This window comes from Ruegeria marisrubri (assembly GCF_001507595.1).
Classification (GTDB): Bacteria; Pseudomonadota; Alphaproteobacteria; order Rhodobacterales; family Rhodobacteraceae; genus Ruegeria; species Ruegeria marisrubri.
In genome coordinates this window covers 1-13,858 of the sequence record NZ_LQBQ01000006.1, presented here as the reverse complement: position 1 = coordinate 13,858, position 13,858 = coordinate 1, and the positions used below count along the sequence as shown (strand labels likewise).

Annotated in this window: 13 protein-coding genes; 6 read left to right on the top strand and 7 right to left on the bottom strand. The window is 62.8% G+C overall.

The window, feature by feature from the left end:
• Positions 1–59: 59 nt before the first annotated feature.
• From dnaN to mutM, 5 genes are all read right to left on the bottom strand, one after another.
• Entirely contained in the window at positions 60–1,181 is a 1,122-nt protein-coding gene (gene dnaN / locus AVO45_RS06525; RefSeq protein WP_068345184.1) for a DNA polymerase III subunit beta, read from the bottom strand.
• A 210-nt stretch (positions 1,182–1,391) separates the two neighbouring features.
• A complete protein-coding gene (gene dnaA, locus AVO45_RS06520) occupies positions 1,392–2,798 on the bottom strand; it encodes a chromosomal replication initiator protein DnaA (protein WP_068345182.1) in 1,407 nt (468 codons plus the stop codon).
• 559 nt (positions 2,799–3,357) lie between these two features.
• Positions 3,358–3,621: a 30S ribosomal protein S20 gene (rpsT, locus tag AVO45_RS06515; protein WP_068345181.1), complete on the bottom strand. Its 264-nt coding sequence runs from the start codon at positions 3,619–3,621 to the stop codon at positions 3,358–3,360.
• A 230-nt stretch (positions 3,622–3,851) separates the two neighbouring features.
• On the bottom strand, positions 3,852–4,628 hold the full coding sequence (locus AVO45_RS06510; RefSeq protein ID WP_068345179.1) for an enoyl-CoA hydratase: 777 nt from the start codon (positions 4,626–4,628) through the stop codon (positions 3,852–3,854).
• A gap of 66 nt (positions 4,629–4,694) precedes the next feature.
• A complete protein-coding gene (gene mutM / locus AVO45_RS06505; protein ID WP_068345174.1) occupies positions 4,695–5,546 on the bottom strand; it encodes a bifunctional DNA-formamidopyrimidine glycosylase/DNA-(apurinic or apyrimidinic site) lyase in 852 nt (283 codons plus the stop codon).
• Positions 5,547–5,632: 86 nt separating this feature from the next.
• Between mutM and ubiE the strand changes: the two genes are divergently transcribed.
• On the top strand, positions 5,633–6,385 hold the full coding sequence (gene ubiE, locus AVO45_RS06500; protein ID WP_068345171.1) for a bifunctional demethylmenaquinone methyltransferase/2-methoxy-6-polyprenyl-1,4-benzoquinol methylase UbiE: 753 nt from the start codon (positions 5,633–5,635) through the stop codon (positions 6,383–6,385).
• A gap of 3 nt (positions 6,386–6,388) precedes the next feature.
• Positions 6,389–7,918, top strand: coding sequence for a 2-polyprenylphenol 6-hydroxylase (gene ubiB / locus AVO45_RS06495; protein ID WP_068345170.1), 1,530 nt, complete (start codon positions 6,389–6,391; stop codon positions 7,916–7,918).
• Positions 7,919–8,015: 97 nt separating this feature from the next.
• Here ubiB and AVO45_RS06490 read toward each other — a convergent pair whose 3' ends face one another.
• The gene (locus tag AVO45_RS06490; RefSeq protein WP_068345169.1) at positions 8,016–9,191 is read right to left on the bottom strand and encodes an acetyl-CoA C-acyltransferase family protein; all 1,176 of its coding nucleotides are present in this window, start codon (positions 9,189–9,191) and stop codon (positions 8,016–8,018) included.
• Positions 9,192–9,307: 116 nt separating this feature from the next.
• Between AVO45_RS06490 and AVO45_RS06485 the strand changes: the two genes are divergently transcribed.
• Positions 9,308–9,898 (top strand): helix-turn-helix domain-containing protein, encoded by a 591-nt coding sequence (locus AVO45_RS06485; protein ID WP_068345168.1) that lies wholly within the window; start codon positions 9,308–9,310, stop codon positions 9,896–9,898.
• 27 nt (positions 9,899–9,925) lie between these two features.
• Here AVO45_RS06485 and AVO45_RS06480 read toward each other — a convergent pair whose 3' ends face one another.
• Positions 9,926–10,219, bottom strand: coding sequence for a hypothetical protein (locus AVO45_RS06480; protein WP_068345165.1), 294 nt, complete (start codon positions 10,217–10,219; stop codon positions 9,926–9,928).
• A 201-nt stretch (positions 10,220–10,420) separates the two neighbouring features.
• On the opposite strand from AVO45_RS06480, the gene AVO45_RS06475 reads away from it, so the two are divergent.
• From AVO45_RS06475 to tdh, 3 genes are read left to right on the top strand one after another with little or no spacing between them, the layout of a single operon-like run.
• Positions 10,421–11,608 (top strand): glycine C-acetyltransferase, encoded by a 1,188-nt coding sequence (locus tag AVO45_RS06475; RefSeq protein WP_068345163.1) that lies wholly within the window; start codon positions 10,421–10,423, stop codon positions 11,606–11,608.
• A complete protein-coding gene (locus tag AVO45_RS06470) occupies positions 11,605–12,555 on the top strand; it encodes a PLP-dependent cysteine synthase family protein (protein WP_068345160.1) in 951 nt (316 codons plus the stop codon). The genes AVO45_RS06475 and AVO45_RS06470 overlap by 4 nt, the downstream gene beginning before the upstream one ends.
• A 19-nt stretch (positions 12,556–12,574) precedes the next feature.
• Entirely contained in the window at positions 12,575–13,603 is a 1,029-nt protein-coding gene (tdh, locus tag AVO45_RS06465; protein WP_068345221.1) for an L-threonine 3-dehydrogenase, read from the top strand.
• Positions 13,604–13,858 lie beyond the last annotated feature (255 nt).

The following is a 13,858-nucleotide window of genomic DNA, read 5'->3' as shown; positions in this document are numbered from 1 at the left end:
GACCCCTCCCTTCATCTTTTCTAAAATACTCCCGCCGGAGGCATCGCGCGTCAGCGCGATCAGACGCGCATCGGCATGACGACATAGACCGCGCTCTGATCATTGCCCTCGCGCATCAGCGTCGGGTCGCCGGCCGAGTTGAACAGGAACACCGCGTTTTCGCGATCGACCTGGTTCGCGATTTCCTGCAGGTATTTTGCGTTGAACCCGATTTCAAGGCGTTCGTCGCCATAGGCTACGGCCAGTTCCTCTTCGGCGGCGCCGCTGTCCGGGGCGTTGACCGACAGAACCAGGCGATCGTTTTCCATCTGCAGCTTGACAGCACGCGAACGTTCTGACGACACCGTCGCCACCCGATCGACGGCCTGGGCAAACTCGGCCGCGTCCACTTCCAGTTTGCGGGTGTTGTTCTGCGGAATCACGCGGGTGTAGTCGGGGAAAGTCCCGTCGATCACTTTCGAGGTCAGGGTGATGTCGGGCGTGGCAAAGCGCACCTTGGTTTCGCTGACCGAAACCGCGATATCCATGTCATCGTCTTCCAACAGCTTGCGCAGCTCGCCGACGGTCTTGCGCGGGACGATCACACCCGGCATGTCCTCGGCGCCCGCCGGCAGATCGGCATCGATCCGGGCCAGCCTGTGTCCGTCCGTTGCCACGCAGCGCAGGACCTTGCCACCCTCGGGGCCATCGGCCACATGCATGTAGACGCCGTTCAGGTAATACCGGGTTTCCTCGGTCGAGATCGCGAATTTCGACTTGTCGAAGAGACGGCGCAGCAGGGCGGCCGACGCGGTGAAGTTCGACTGGTATTCCGAGGACGCCATCACCGGGAAATCTTCTTTCGGCAAGGTTGCCAGAGAGAAGTTCGAGCGCCCGGCCTCGACCGTCAGTCGCCCGGCAGCGCTGTCGGCGGTCAGCGTGACCAGCGCACCATCGGGCAGCTTGCGCACGATTTCATGCAAGGTCGTGGCGGCGACCGTCGTTGCTCCGGCCCGCTCAATCTGCGCCGGGGCCTTGTCGACCACCTCGATATCCAGGTCTGTCGCCCGGAACTGCACCTGATCGCCCTCGGCCTCGATGAGCACGTTGGCCAGGATCGGGATGGTGTTCCGGCGTTCCACCACGGATTGAGCCTGCGACACGGCCTTGAGAAGTGTGCCGCGTTCGATGCTGATCTTCATACCCTCAATTCCTTCGACATGGCCGGGACGGACAAACTAGCGGTTTACCCCTGCGGCACAAGTTTTTTTCGGATTTCTCCGTTGGAATGACAGAGGCGTCAAGGGGCACGTGGCGCGCAGGGCACAGTTGACGCACGACCGTGGACTTATCCGCACAAAAAGCGCCCCGGACCATGGGTCGGGGCGCTTGAATGATGCTCCTGAGGCCGATCAGGCTTCCAGCGAGCGGCGCAGCATCTCCACGTCTTCAGCGATCTGGCCGTCGGTCAGCTTGAGTTCCTCGATCCGCTTCACGCCGTGCATGACGGTCGTGTGGTCGCGCCCGCCGAACCGGCGGCCGATTTCCGGCAGCGACCGGCTGGTCAGCTGCTTGGCCAGATACATCGCCACCTGACGCGGGCGGGCATAGGACCGCAGGCGCTTGGGGCCGATGATGTCCGACAGGCGGATATTGTAGTATTCCGATACCTTGCGCTGGATCTCTTCGACGGTGATCTTGCGCTCCGAGGCGCGCAGCACATCGGCCAGACAGTCCTGGGTCAGCTCCATGTCGATCTCGCGCCCGACCAGCGACGCAAAGGCAAAGAGCCGCGTCAGCGCGCCTTCGAGAACGCGGACGTTGGTCGAGATGCGGTGGGCGAGGAATTCCAGCACGCCATCGGCGATCTTCAGGTCGGGATAGGTGCCGCGATAGTGCTGGAGCTTGTTCTGCAGGATGCCCAGGCGCAGTTCATAGTCGGTCGGGTGCAGATCGACGACCAGACCGCACTGCAGGCGCGACTTCACGCGCTCTTCGAGATCCTTGATCTCGCCCGGCGCGCGGTCGGCCGAGATGATGATCTGCTTGTTCTGGTCCACCAGCGCGTTGAAGGTGTGGAAGAACTCTTCCTGCGTCGAATCCTTGCCGGCGATGAACTGCACGTCATCCACCATCAGCACATCGACCGAGCGGAAGAGATGCTTGAAATCCATCATCCGTCGTTCGCGCAGCGCCTGGACGAACCGATACATGAACTGTTCCGCCGACAGGTAGAGCACGTTCAGATCGGGGCGCCTTGCCTTCAACTCCCAGGCAATGGCGTGCATCAGGTGCGTCTTGCCCAGACCGACGCCGCCATAGAGAACCAGCGGGTTGAAGGTCACGGGGCCGCCTTCGGCCACGCGGCGCGCGGCGGCGTGGGCCAGCTCGTTGGGCTTGCCCACGACAAAACTGTCAAAGGTAAAGCGAGAATCCAGCGGCGCGGCCTGCAGCGAATCGAGCGCATTGGCAGCAGTCTCGGTCGCGGCCTGTCGCCGCTTTTCGGGGGTTTCATCCTTGGCGGCCGACACATCGGCCTCGCGCACGGGGGCCTCGCGTACGGGGCGCTCGGTGGAATTGGCGGCAACGCGGAATGCGAGACGTTGAACCGAAGCGCCCGAGGAGTTCAGTTCGTACAGGATGATGTCAGCGAAATTCTGGCTGACATAATTGCCCATGAAATTGGTCGGAACCGAAAAGACGGCAACCCCGTCCTGCAGTTCCTGGAATTCCAGCGGCTCGATCCAGGTGGTGTAGTTGTTCTGACCGACGGTCTTGAGCAACTTGTCGCGAAGTTGTCCCCATTTCTCTTGTGTCATCCAGCGCCTCACGCATCCCATCGTTATTTTCGACCTGCCGGCCGTTATTCTGCTTTCTTGTCCCGGTCGCCCGGTCTGGATTTACACGCACACAGCCACCCCCGCGCCGAAATCGAAGATTCGGCGGAGATACCCGCAGGCAAAGGCAAGTCGGTCCGAAACATTCCTGAGACCCCCCGAAAACGGAGTTGCGTCCCGAAATCGGGCCACTTGCTATCGCTTTTGTTTTCGACAGGGCCAGAGCGTCAGAAGATTCTGAAACCCATGGCAGACCGACGGGCCGGTATTTCCGACCGCCGACATTCGCCTTCCGGTTTGCCTGATGCCCGTCAGGTTCGCCCCAGAAAGCAGCCTGTCCCCCCAAGCGTGTGAATCGCTGACTTCGTGGTAGCAATTCCGGACCCGCAGCGGCAACGAAACTCTGATGTTGACTCGCGTCTTTGCGGGAACGAATCTCTGGGATTTGCCAAGGCGCGGCATTCTGGCAACAGCATTGAAAAAGGCGCCGCCAATGGCCGCGCCTTTCTCGAGGATAATTCACGCAAAAGGTGACGCAGGGTCAACCCATGGCTTTGACGCGGGCCGAAAGGCGCGACATCTTGCGGGCTGCGGTGTTCTTGTGGAAGACGCCCTTGGTGACGCCGCGCATCAGTTCGGGTTGCGCCGCGCGCAGGGCGGCGGTTGCCGCTTCCTTGTCGCCCGAAGCGATTGCTTCTTCGACTTTGCGCAGGAAGGTGCGGATGCGCGAACGGCGTGCTTTGTTGATTGCGAAACGCTTTTCGTTCTGGCGGGCGCGTTTTGCGGCCTGGGGCGAATTTGCCATGTGTGTCTCTGACCTTTTTCCGGTTCGGTTCTTTCAGGGTCGCGCACGGGAAACAACGCACCGGGTCAGGGATCACGGGTGTGATTCTGGCCAGAGCGGGCCGCACGCGCATGTATAGCGGCGCTGCATAGCCAAGTTCGCGCGTTTTGCCAAGCCGATTCTTGGAGCGGGCGTGCAAGAACGAAAAAGGCGGGCCGAAGCCCGCCCGATTTCTTGTGACCCGGAGGTGCTTACTTGTCGCGGAACTGCGCGGCCCGCTTTTCAAGGAACGCGGCCATTCCTTCCTTCTGGTCTTCGGTCGCGAACATCGAATGGAACAAGCGGCGTTCGAACAGCATGCCTTCGCTCAGCGGCACTTCGTAGCTGCGGTTCACCGCCTCTTTCGCGGCCATCGCTGTCAGCAGGGATTTCTCGGCGATCTTCTGAGCCGCGCCCACGGCCTCTTCGATCAGCTTCTTCGCTGGAACCACGCGGCTGACCAGACCGGAACGTTCGGCCTCTTCCGCATCCATGAAGCGGCCCGTCAGGTTCATGTCCATCGCCTTGGACTTGCCGACAAAGCGAGTCAGCCGCTGGCTGCCGCCCATGCCGGCGATGACACCCAGATTGATTTCGGGCTGACCGAACTTGGCGGTGTCGGCGGCGATGATGAAGTCGCACATCATCGCCAGCTCGCAGCCGCCGCCAAGCGCATAGCCGGCCACGGCCGCGATGACCGGTTTGCGGATCGCGGTGATCCGGTCATTCGCGTCGGCAAAGAGATTCGTGGTGAATACGTCCACGAAGCTCATCTCGGACATTTCCTTGATGTCGGCGCCTGCGGCAAAGGCTTTTTCCGAGCCGGTGATGACGATGCAACGGACCTTGTCGTTGGTGTCAGCCTCTTCCAGCGCGGTGCAGAGCTCGCCCAGAAGCTGCGTGTTCAGTGCGTTCAGGGCATCAGGTCGGTTCAGCCTGATCAGGGCTACATGCTCTTCAATCTCGACGATGATCGTCTCAAAGGCCATGGGGCAAATGCTTTCGGTTGTTCCGTTCAGGGACGATTCCTTACCACGGGAAAATGACGGATCAAGCTATCTTTGGCATTGCGCGCAATAGAAGGATGAGCGACCGGACTGAGTGATTCTGCGAATTGTCCCGGTGCAACCCTCCCTGCGGCAAGGTTGTCCTTCGCGGCCGTAGACGTCGAAACTGTGCCGGAAATATCCAAGTTCTCCATCAGCTTGCCGGAAATCCCGCAGGGATGAGCCGCCCGATTCGATGGCTTCCTGCAACACCTGGCGGATGACCGGAACCATGGCGGCAACCCGGTGCGCCGCGATCTGGCCTGCTTTGCGACGTGGCGACACTCGCGTCCGAAACAATACCTCGCAGACATAGATATTGCCCAATCCCGCGACCACGGATTGATCCAGAAGTGCAGCCTTGACCGGCGTGTTCCTGCCCCGGAACGCGTCGATCAAGTGCCGTTCGTGAAAGTCGTTGCCCAGCGGCTCGGGGCCGAGCACGGCCAGCAGCCTGTGCGCGTCGGCTTCGGCCGTCGGGAACAGGTCCATTGCTCCGAATCGGCGCGGGTCGTTGAAGGTGATCCGGGCGCCGTTGGCCATGTTGAAAATGACATGATCGTGCTTTTGCCGCGCCGGGTGGTCGTGCACGAACTGCCCCAGCGGATCGCCCGACACCGTCATCCGGCCCGACATGCCCAGATGGATGAGCAGCGTCTCCCTGCTGTCGAGATCGGCGAGGATGTACTTCGACCGCCGCCGCAGCCGCTCGACCCGCCGCCCGGTCAGACGTTCGGCCATGCGGTCGGGAAAGGGCCAGCGCAGGTCGGGCCGGTTCACCTCGGCCTTTTCGATCACGACCCCCTCCATCGCGGGGGCCAGGCCGCGTCTTACTGTCTCGACCTCGGGCAATTCGGGCATTAGGAGGCTCCTATTCCAACGGGCCGCATTGTGCCCAAGTTCCAGCGCCCTATAACAGGGGCGAAATTCGAGAAACGACAAGGCCCATGTCCGAGACCAGCGAAAAGACCACCCATTTCGGGTTCGAAACCGTCCGCGAGGCCGAAAAGGCTGGCCGGGTGCAAGGCGTGTTCAACTCGGTTGCCTCGAAATATGACGTCATGAACGACGTCATGTCGATGGGCATCCACCGGGTCTGGAAGGACGCCATGATGGACTGGCTGGCGCCGCGTCCCGGCCAGCGTCTGCTGGACGTGGCCGGCGGCACGGGTGATATCTCCTTCCGCTTCCTCAAGCGCGCGGGCCACGGCCATGCCACGGTGCTGGATCTGACCGAGCCGATGCTCGTCGAGGGCCGCAAGCGCGCCGAAGCCGCGCAGATGGCCGACAGCCTGGACTGGGTGGTGGGCGACGCGATGGCTCTGCCCTTCGAGGACAATACATTCGACGTCTACACCATCTCGTTCGGCATCCGGAACGTGACCCGCCCGCAGGATGCGCTGAACGAAGCCTATCGCGTGCTCAAGCCCGGTGGCCGCCTGATGGTGCTGGAGTTCAGCCAGCTGCCCAATGACGGGCTGCAAAAACTCTATGACCTCTACAGCTTCAACGTGATCCCGCGCATGGGCCAGTTGATCGCCAATGATCGCGACAGCTATCAATACCTGGTGGAATCGATCCGCAAGTTCCCCGATCAGGAAACCTTTCTGGGCATGGTCCGGAAGGCCGGGTTCGAGAACGCCAAGTATCGCAACCTCAGCATGGGCATCGCCGCGCTGCATTCGGGGTGGAAAATCTGATCCATGCGAGGTCCTCACAACATCATCCGCCTGATCCGCACGGGTGCCACGCTGGAGCGCACGGGCGCGATGAACGTGGTGCTCGACGCCTTCGAAGCCCCGCGCGCGATCCGTTTTCTCGCCCATGCGCTGGGCAAGCCCTTCCAATGGCTGGGCTACAAGGGCGACCCTGACATGCCGCCCGCGACGCGGGCGCTGACCGCGCTGGGCCCGGCCTACATCAAATTCGGCCAGGTGCTGTCCACGCGCCCGGACGTGGTGGGCGTCGAACTGGCAGATCAGCTGAGGGTTCTTCAGGACAAGCTGCCGCCCTTCTCGCGCGAAGAAGCAATGAAAGAGGTCGAAAAGGAACTCGGCCGCCCGCTCGGCGAGATGTTCGAGGAGTTCAGCGAACCGATCGCCGCCGCTTCGATCGCCCAGGTACACAAGGCAAAGCTGGCCGATACAGGCGAGGCGGTCGCGGTCAAGGTTCTGCGCCCCGGCATCGAACGGGCCTTTCGAAAGGACATCGACGCCTTCTATTTCGCGGCCCGCGTCATCGAATTCATTGCGCCGGGCGCACGGCGGTTGCGTCCGATGGATGTCATCGCGCATTTCGACGGTGTCGTGCGCGGCGAGCTGGATCTGAGGCTGGAAAGCTCGGCCGCGTCGGAATACGCGGCCAACACCAAGGATGACCAGGGCTTCTGGCTGCCGCCGGTGATCTGGTCGCTCTGCGCGCGGCGGGTGATGACGCTCAGCTGGGCCGACGGCATCCCGCTGGGCGACAACGCGGCGCTGGACGCGGCCAATCACAACCGCCGGGATCTCGGCGAGCGGGTGCTGCGCCTGTTCCTGTTGCATGCCCTGCGCGACGGGTTCTTCCACGCCGACATGCACCAGGGCAATCTCAAGGTGGCCGCAAACGGCGACATCATCGCCTATGACTTTGGCATCATGGGGCATATCGACGAATACACCCGCCGCGTCTATGCCGAGATCCTGTTCGGCTTCATCCGCCGCGACTACAAGCGCGTGGCCGAGGTGCATTTCGAGGCAGGCTACGTTCCCGCCAGCCAGGACGTTGACGAATTCGCCCGCGCCCTGCGCGCTGTGGGTGAACCGATTTTCGGCATGGACGCCTCGCAGATCTCGATGGGGCGATTGCTGAACTATCTGTTCGAAGTGACCGAGCGTTTCGGCATGGAGACCCGGACCGAGCTGATCCTTTTGCAGCGTACGATGGTCGTCGTCGAAGGCGTTGCCCGGTCGCTCGATCCCCATATCAACATCTGGGAAGTCGCGCATCCGGTGGTCGAGGACTACATCAAGCGCTCCATCGGCCCGCGCGCGGCCCTGCGGGATTTCACCAGGACCGCGATGGTTCTGGCCCGGTTCGGTCCGCGACTGCCGAACTTGGTGGAAAACGCCCTGATTGCCCAGACGAAGCAGGAAGAACCGTCCGGCAATGACCGGTGGTCCACGCTGCTGCCCGCAGCCGTTGGCGCTGCAGCAGGGGCTGCTGCCGTCCTTGCCGTTTTGGCGCTCGGCTGACGTCGACCCACGGCTTCATCTGGCCCAAATATCCTCGGGGGGAATCGCGCCAGAGGCGCGATGGGGGGGCAGACAGCCCCCCTCGCCCAATCAAGGATCAGAGACGCTCGATTGCAATGGCAATGCCCTGACCGCCACCGATGCACATGGTGATCAGGCCTTTCGAGCCACCGATGCGTTCCAGTTCATACAGCGCCTTCAGGGTGATGATGGCACCGGTGGCGCCGACCGGGTGACCCAGAGCGATCGCGCCGCCATTGGGGTTCACCTTGGCCGGGTCGAGCCCCAGCTCCTTGTTCACTGCCAGCGCCTGGGCCGCGAAGGCCTCGTTGCTTTCGATGACGTCGAAGTCGCCGACCGACAGCCCGGTTCTTGCCATCAGGTTCTGCACTGCGGGAACGGGGCCGATCCCCATCACCTCGGGGCGCACGCCCGCATGAGCATAGCCGAGGATGCGGGCCTTGGGCTTCAGCCCGGCTTTCTCGGCGGCATCCGCCGTGGCCAGAACCATCGCTGCGGCCCCATCATTGATGCCCGAGGCGTTGCCCGCCGTCACCCGTCCATCCTTCTTGAACACCGGTTTCAGCCCGGCCAGAGCCTCGGCCGTGGTCGCCTTGGGGTGCTCGTCCACCTTGAAATCCACCATGTCACGCTTGACCTTGACCTGCACCGGCGCGATCTGGCTTTCGAAATAGCCCGCCTCGATCGCCGCCGCCGCGCGCTGCTGGCTGGCCAGCGCGAAGTCGTCCATCTGCTCGCGGGTGATCTGGTGCTCGTCCGCCACGTTCTCGGCGGTCACGCCCATGTGGCCGGTGCCAAAGGGGCAATTCAACGCCCCCAGCATCATGTCCAGGGATTTGATATCACCCATTTTCGCGCCCCAGCGGGCCTGCGGAACGATGTAGGGGCTGCGTGACATGTTCTCGGCGCCGCCGGCGACGGCAAACTCCGCGTCGCCCAGCATCAGCGACTGAACAGCCGACACGATGGCCTGCGCGCCGGACCCGCACAGGCGGTTCACGTTCATCGCGGGGGTGCCGTTCGGAATGCCGGCCTGCATCGCGGCCACGCGCGACAGATACATGTCGCGCGGTTCGGTGTTGATCACGTGGCCAAAGATCACATGGCCGATCTGCCCGCCTTCGACCCCGGAACGCTCCAGCGCGGCTTCGGTCGCGACGGTTGCCAGGTCGATGGGCGCGGTCGAGGCCAGGGCGCCGCCGAAAGTGCCAATGGCGGTGCGCGCGCCGTCCAGGATTACAATGTCGGTCATGTCTCTCTCCTCTCAGGTTTGGCGGCATTATGCATCTGCAGCATAACCCTGTCTCATAGGACGTTCCGTCACAGCCGGAATTGACAATCCCGGCCCGGGGGCGCACAGAATCCGTCATGACGGAAGAATCTGACGATATCCTGACACGCCTGCCCGCCCGCCTGAAAGAGGCGCGCCGGGCGCAGGGGTTGTCGCTGGAGGCGGTGGCCAATCTCAGCGGTGTGTCGCGGTCGATGGTCAGCCAGATCGAGCGGGGCGAAAGCAGTCCGACGATCGCGACGCTGTGGAATCTGACCCGCGCCCTGCAGGTGGATTTTGCCGGCCTGCTCGAAGAAGGCAGCGCGGCCGAACAGATCGAGGTCCTGCGGAGCGCCGAGGTGCCGAGCATCGACAACATGGGTCAGGGGTGTCGAATCCGTATCCTGTCGCCACCCGAAGAGGCCGGTGGGCACGAGGTCTATGACATCCATTTCAAGGAAGGCGGCAGTTTGCGCAGTCAACCCCATGCGCGGGGCTCGCACGAGCAACTGACAGTTCTGGAAGGGGAAGTTTCCGTGGAGTCCGGCGCTGCGTTCGAGACCGTGGCACAAGGCGATACGGCCCGCTATCCCGCGGATGTTCCGCATGCCATCGTGGCGAAAGATGGCCCGGCGCGCGTGTTTCTGATCGTGAAATCAGGCTCTGACGCGATGACCGGCCGCCGCTAGTCAGCGGGCGGCCGGTACTGTTCAATATTACTTTCCGCGCTCTCCATCGCGGCCGGAGACCTGGCCATCGCCAAGAACGCCGGATTGGCTGCCGATATTGCCCCAGCCGCCATTGCCACCGCCGCTGACGGCCGAGGCCGTTCCCTTTCCGTTGCTTCCCAGGTCTCGACCCAACGTCGCGTTCCCGCCAGACAGCGACCCGGCCATGCCTTGGGCAAGGCCGCTGTTTCCGTTGCCCGTATTGCCCTTGCCCGGGCCCGCGGCGGCCAACGGAGCCGACAGAACCAATGCAGACGTGGCAGCAATCATGAATTTCAACATTTCAAGTCCTCCAGTTGATAATGCCACTTGTTACGCGCCGAGTGCCAAACCGGATCATTTTGCGCCGATGGGGGTTCTGCCCCGGCAAAATGAAACCGCGATTGTCCGGTATATGGGAAATTTTTCCATTATGTCGAAAATCCCCTATTTGGGAATTTTGTCCGTTATGTTAGATGTGCGACTCAGAGCAAGGAGATCGCCATGTCGAACGCATTCCTGTCCCACATCTCGGAAACCCTCGCGCAGATCGAGGCCGAAGGGCTTTACAAGCGCGAACGCCTGATCACCTCGCCGCAGGGCGGGGAAATCACCGTCGGCGACCGGCAGGTCATCAACCTGTGCGCCAACAACTATCTGGGTCTCGCTGATCATCCGGCGCTGATCGCGGCGGCGCAGGGAGCGATGGGGCCGCGCGGATTCGGCATGGCCTCGGTGCGTTTCATCTGCGGCACGCAAGACATTCACCGCGAGCTGGAGCAGCGGCTGGCCAAGTTCCTGAACAAGGACGACGCGATCCTGTTCGCGGCGTGCTTCGATGCAAATGGCGGTTTGTTCGAGCCGCTCCTCGGCCCCGAGGATGCCGTCATTTCCGACAGCCTGAACCATGCATCGATCATCGACGGGGTGCGGCTGTGCAAGGCGAAACGCTATCGCTATCTGAACAACGACATGAACGATCTGGAGGCCTGGCTGAAACAGGCCCGTGCCGACGGGGCGCGGCACATCATGATCGCGACCGATGGCGTTTTCTCGATGGACGGCTATCTGGCGAACCTGCCCAAGATCCGCGAACTGGCCGACAAATATGATGCCGTCGTCATGGTCGATGACTGCCACGCCACCGGCTTCATGGGGCCGCGCGGCGCTGGCACGCCGGATCATTTCGGCGTCGATGTGGACATCCTGACGGGGACGCTGGGCAAGGCGCTTGGGGGGGCAATCGGCGGCTACATTGCCGGGCCGCAGCCAGTGATCGACCTTCTGCGGCAGCGGGCGCGGCCCTATCTGTTTTCGAATTCGCTGCCGCCCGCAATCGTCGCCGCCGGGCTCGAGGCGATCCGGCTTGTCGAAGAAGGCGACACCCTGCGTGCCCAACTGTTCGACAACGCCCGCTACTGGCGTGCGGGGCTGGAGCGGCTGGGCTTTGACCTGCTGCCCGGTGAACATCCGATCATCCCCGTCATGCTGGGCGAGGCGACGCTGGCGCAGGAGATGGCGGCGCGGCTGTTCGACGAAGGCGTCTATGTCTCGGGCTTCTTCTTCCCGGTGGTGCCGCGCGGACAGGCGCGGATCCGGACGCAGATGAATGCGGCTCTGACAAGGGATGAACTGGACCGCGCATTGGCCGCCTTCGGCAAGGTGGGCAAGGAACTGGGAGTCGTTTCGTGATCCTGCCCTCGGTCATAGATGCGATTGGAAACACGCCTCTGGTCGAGCTGTCGCGCATTTGCCGGCAGCTCGATCTGGACGGCCGTATTCTGGCCAAGCTGGACTATCTGCTGCCCGGTTTCTCGAAAAAGGACCGTGCCGCCAGATCCATCATCGAAATGGCCCGCGCGGATGGCACGCTGTCGCCCGGACAGACGGTGGTCGAGCTGACTTCGGGCAACATGGGCACGGGGCTGGCGATCGTCTGCGGCATACTGGGGCACCCCTTCGTTGCCGTGATGAGCGCGGGCAACTCGGTCGAACGGGCGCGGATGATGCGCGCCCTGGGGGCCGAGGTCGTTGTCGTCCCGCAGGCCGAGGGCAGCAGGCCGGGCGAGGTCTCCGGCGCGGATCTGGCCTTGGTCGACGAGGTCGCGCAACGCATCACGGCCGAGCGCAACGCGTTTCGCGCCGATCAATTCGGTCACGCGGGAAACCCCGCAGCGCATGCAACCGGCACCGGGCCCGAGATCTGGGACCAATCGGGCGGGATCGTGACCGCATTTTGCGACTTTGCCGGGTCCGGTGGCACGCTGGCCGGGGTGGCCGAGTATCTCACCCCTCGCGGAGTGCGCTGCTATGCCGTCGAACCCGAAGGCGCGCGTGCGCTGGCCGGCGAGGCCGTCAGCAAGCCCGACCATCCGATCCAGGGCGGCGGCTATGCCATGGGCGACCTCGTGCATCTGAGTGGAACGGATCTTGCGGGGCACCTGTCAGTGTCCGGCCCGGCCGCAAGGGACGGGGCGCGGCTGCTGGCGCGCACCGAGGGGATTTTCGCGGGCTATTCGGCGGGGGCGAACCTGGCAGCGGCCATCGACCTTCTGCGCGGGCCAGAAAAGGGCGGGTGCGTCGCGATCGTCATTTGTGACAGCGGCCTGAAATACCTGTCCACCGATTTGTGGGAGTGATCTGATGCGACCCAACACGATGAAGGCACTGGAAAAATCCAAACCCGAGGAAGGGCTGTGGATGGTGCAGGCGCCGGTTCCGGAAATCGGCCCGGACGATGTGCTGATCAAGATCCACAAGACCGGCATATGCGGAACCGACATCCATATCTGGAACTGGGATGACTGGGCGGCGCACACGGTTCCGGTGCCGTTGATCACCGGCCACGAATTCGCCGGCGAGATCGTCGAGATCGGGCGTGACGTCAAGGGGCTCGAGATCGGGCAGCGCTGCTCGGGCGAGGGTCACCTGATCGGCACGGAAAGCCGCCAGAGCCGCGCCGGAAAGTTCCACCTCGACCCCGGAACGCGGGGCATCGGCGTGAACGAGCAGGGGGCCTTCGCAGAATATCTCAGGCTGCCCGCCTTCAACGTCGTGCCCTTGCCCGATGACATCCCCGACGAGATCGGCGCGATCCTCGATCCGCTGGGCAATGCGGTGCATACGGCGCTGAGCTTCGACCTGCTGGGCGAGGATGTGTTGATTGCCGGCGCCGGGCCCATCGGCATCATGGCGGCGGCGGTGGCGAAACATGCCGGCGCCCGGCATGTGGTGATCACCGACATCAACCCCGACCGCCTGAAGCTGGCGCAGCATGTCGAGCCCAAGGCGCGCACCGTGGATGTGACTCGGGAAGACCTGAACGACGTGATCGCGGAACTGGGCATGAAGGAAGGCTTTGACGTGGGGCTCGAGATGTCCGGCTCGCAAGCGGCGCTCGACCAGATGATTGAGGCGCTGGTGATGGGGGGCAAGATCGCGCTGCTGGGCATCCCGCCGGGCAAGTCCCCGGTGGACTGGTCGCGGATCGTGTTCAAGTCGATCACCATCAAGGGCATCTACGGTCGCGAGATGTTCGAGACCTGGTACAAGATGATCGCGATGCTTCAGAACGGCCTGGACGTGAGTCGGGTCATCACCCACCGCTTCAAGGTGGATGATTTCGTGAAGGGCTTCGAGGCGATGAAGTCGGGACGCTCAGGCAAGGTGGTTCTGGACTGGAATTAGGTTAGAGAAACGCCTTCACGACCGCGCCAGTGTGTTGCTGCAGGATGGACAGTGACAAAACTCGCGAGATGTCGCTTCTTCGTGCATGTCAAAACTCGGCTTAAGGAAAAACACAATTTCGAGCGCTCCGCCAACTGAATCTCATTCCGTATGATTTAGGGTCAGGACCCATTGATTTCCGCGTGGCAGCGTGATTCACGGTGCGAAAACCGAGCGGTGAACATGACTGATCTCTTCTGGCTGAGCGATGCGCAG

Coding starts and splice junctions, on each gene's coding strand:
- tdh (WP_068345221.1), top strand. CDS start 12,575: ATGAAGGCACTGGAAAAATCCAAACCCGAGGAAGGGCTGTGGATGGTG.
- mutM (WP_068345174.1), bottom strand. CDS start 5,546: ATGCCCGAATTGCCCGAGGTCGAGACAGTAAGACGCGGCCTGGCCCCC.
- AVO45_RS06510 (WP_068345179.1), bottom strand. CDS start 4,628: ATGGCCTTTGAGACGATCATCGTCGAGATTGAAGAGCATGTAGCCCTG.
- AVO45_RS06475 (WP_068345163.1), top strand. CDS start 10,421: ATGTCGAACGCATTCCTGTCCCACATCTCGGAAACCCTCGCGCAGATC.
- AVO45_RS06485 (WP_068345168.1), top strand. CDS start 9,308: ATGACGGAAGAATCTGACGATATCCTGACACGCCTGCCCGCCCGCCTG.
- ubiB (WP_068345170.1), top strand. CDS start 6,389: ATGCGAGGTCCTCACAACATCATCCGCCTGATCCGCACGGGTGCCACG.
- AVO45_RS06490 (WP_068345169.1), bottom strand. CDS start 9,191: ATGACCGACATTGTAATCCTGGACGGCGCGCGCACCGCCATTGGCACT.
- dnaN (WP_068345184.1), bottom strand. CDS start 1,181: ATGAAGATCAGCATCGAACGCGGCACACTTCTCAAGGCCGTGTCGCAG.
- AVO45_RS06480 (WP_068345165.1), bottom strand. CDS start 10,219: ATGTTGAAATTCATGATTGCTGCCACGTCTGCATTGGTTCTGTCGGCT.
- ubiE (WP_068345171.1), top strand. CDS start 5,633: ATGTCCGAGACCAGCGAAAAGACCACCCATTTCGGGTTCGAAACCGTC.
- dnaA (WP_068345182.1), bottom strand. CDS start 2,798: ATGACACAAGAGAAATGGGGACAACTTCGCGACAAGTTGCTCAAGACC.
- rpsT (WP_068345181.1), bottom strand. CDS start 3,621: ATGGCAAATTCGCCCCAGGCCGCAAAACGCGCCCGCCAGAACGAAAAG.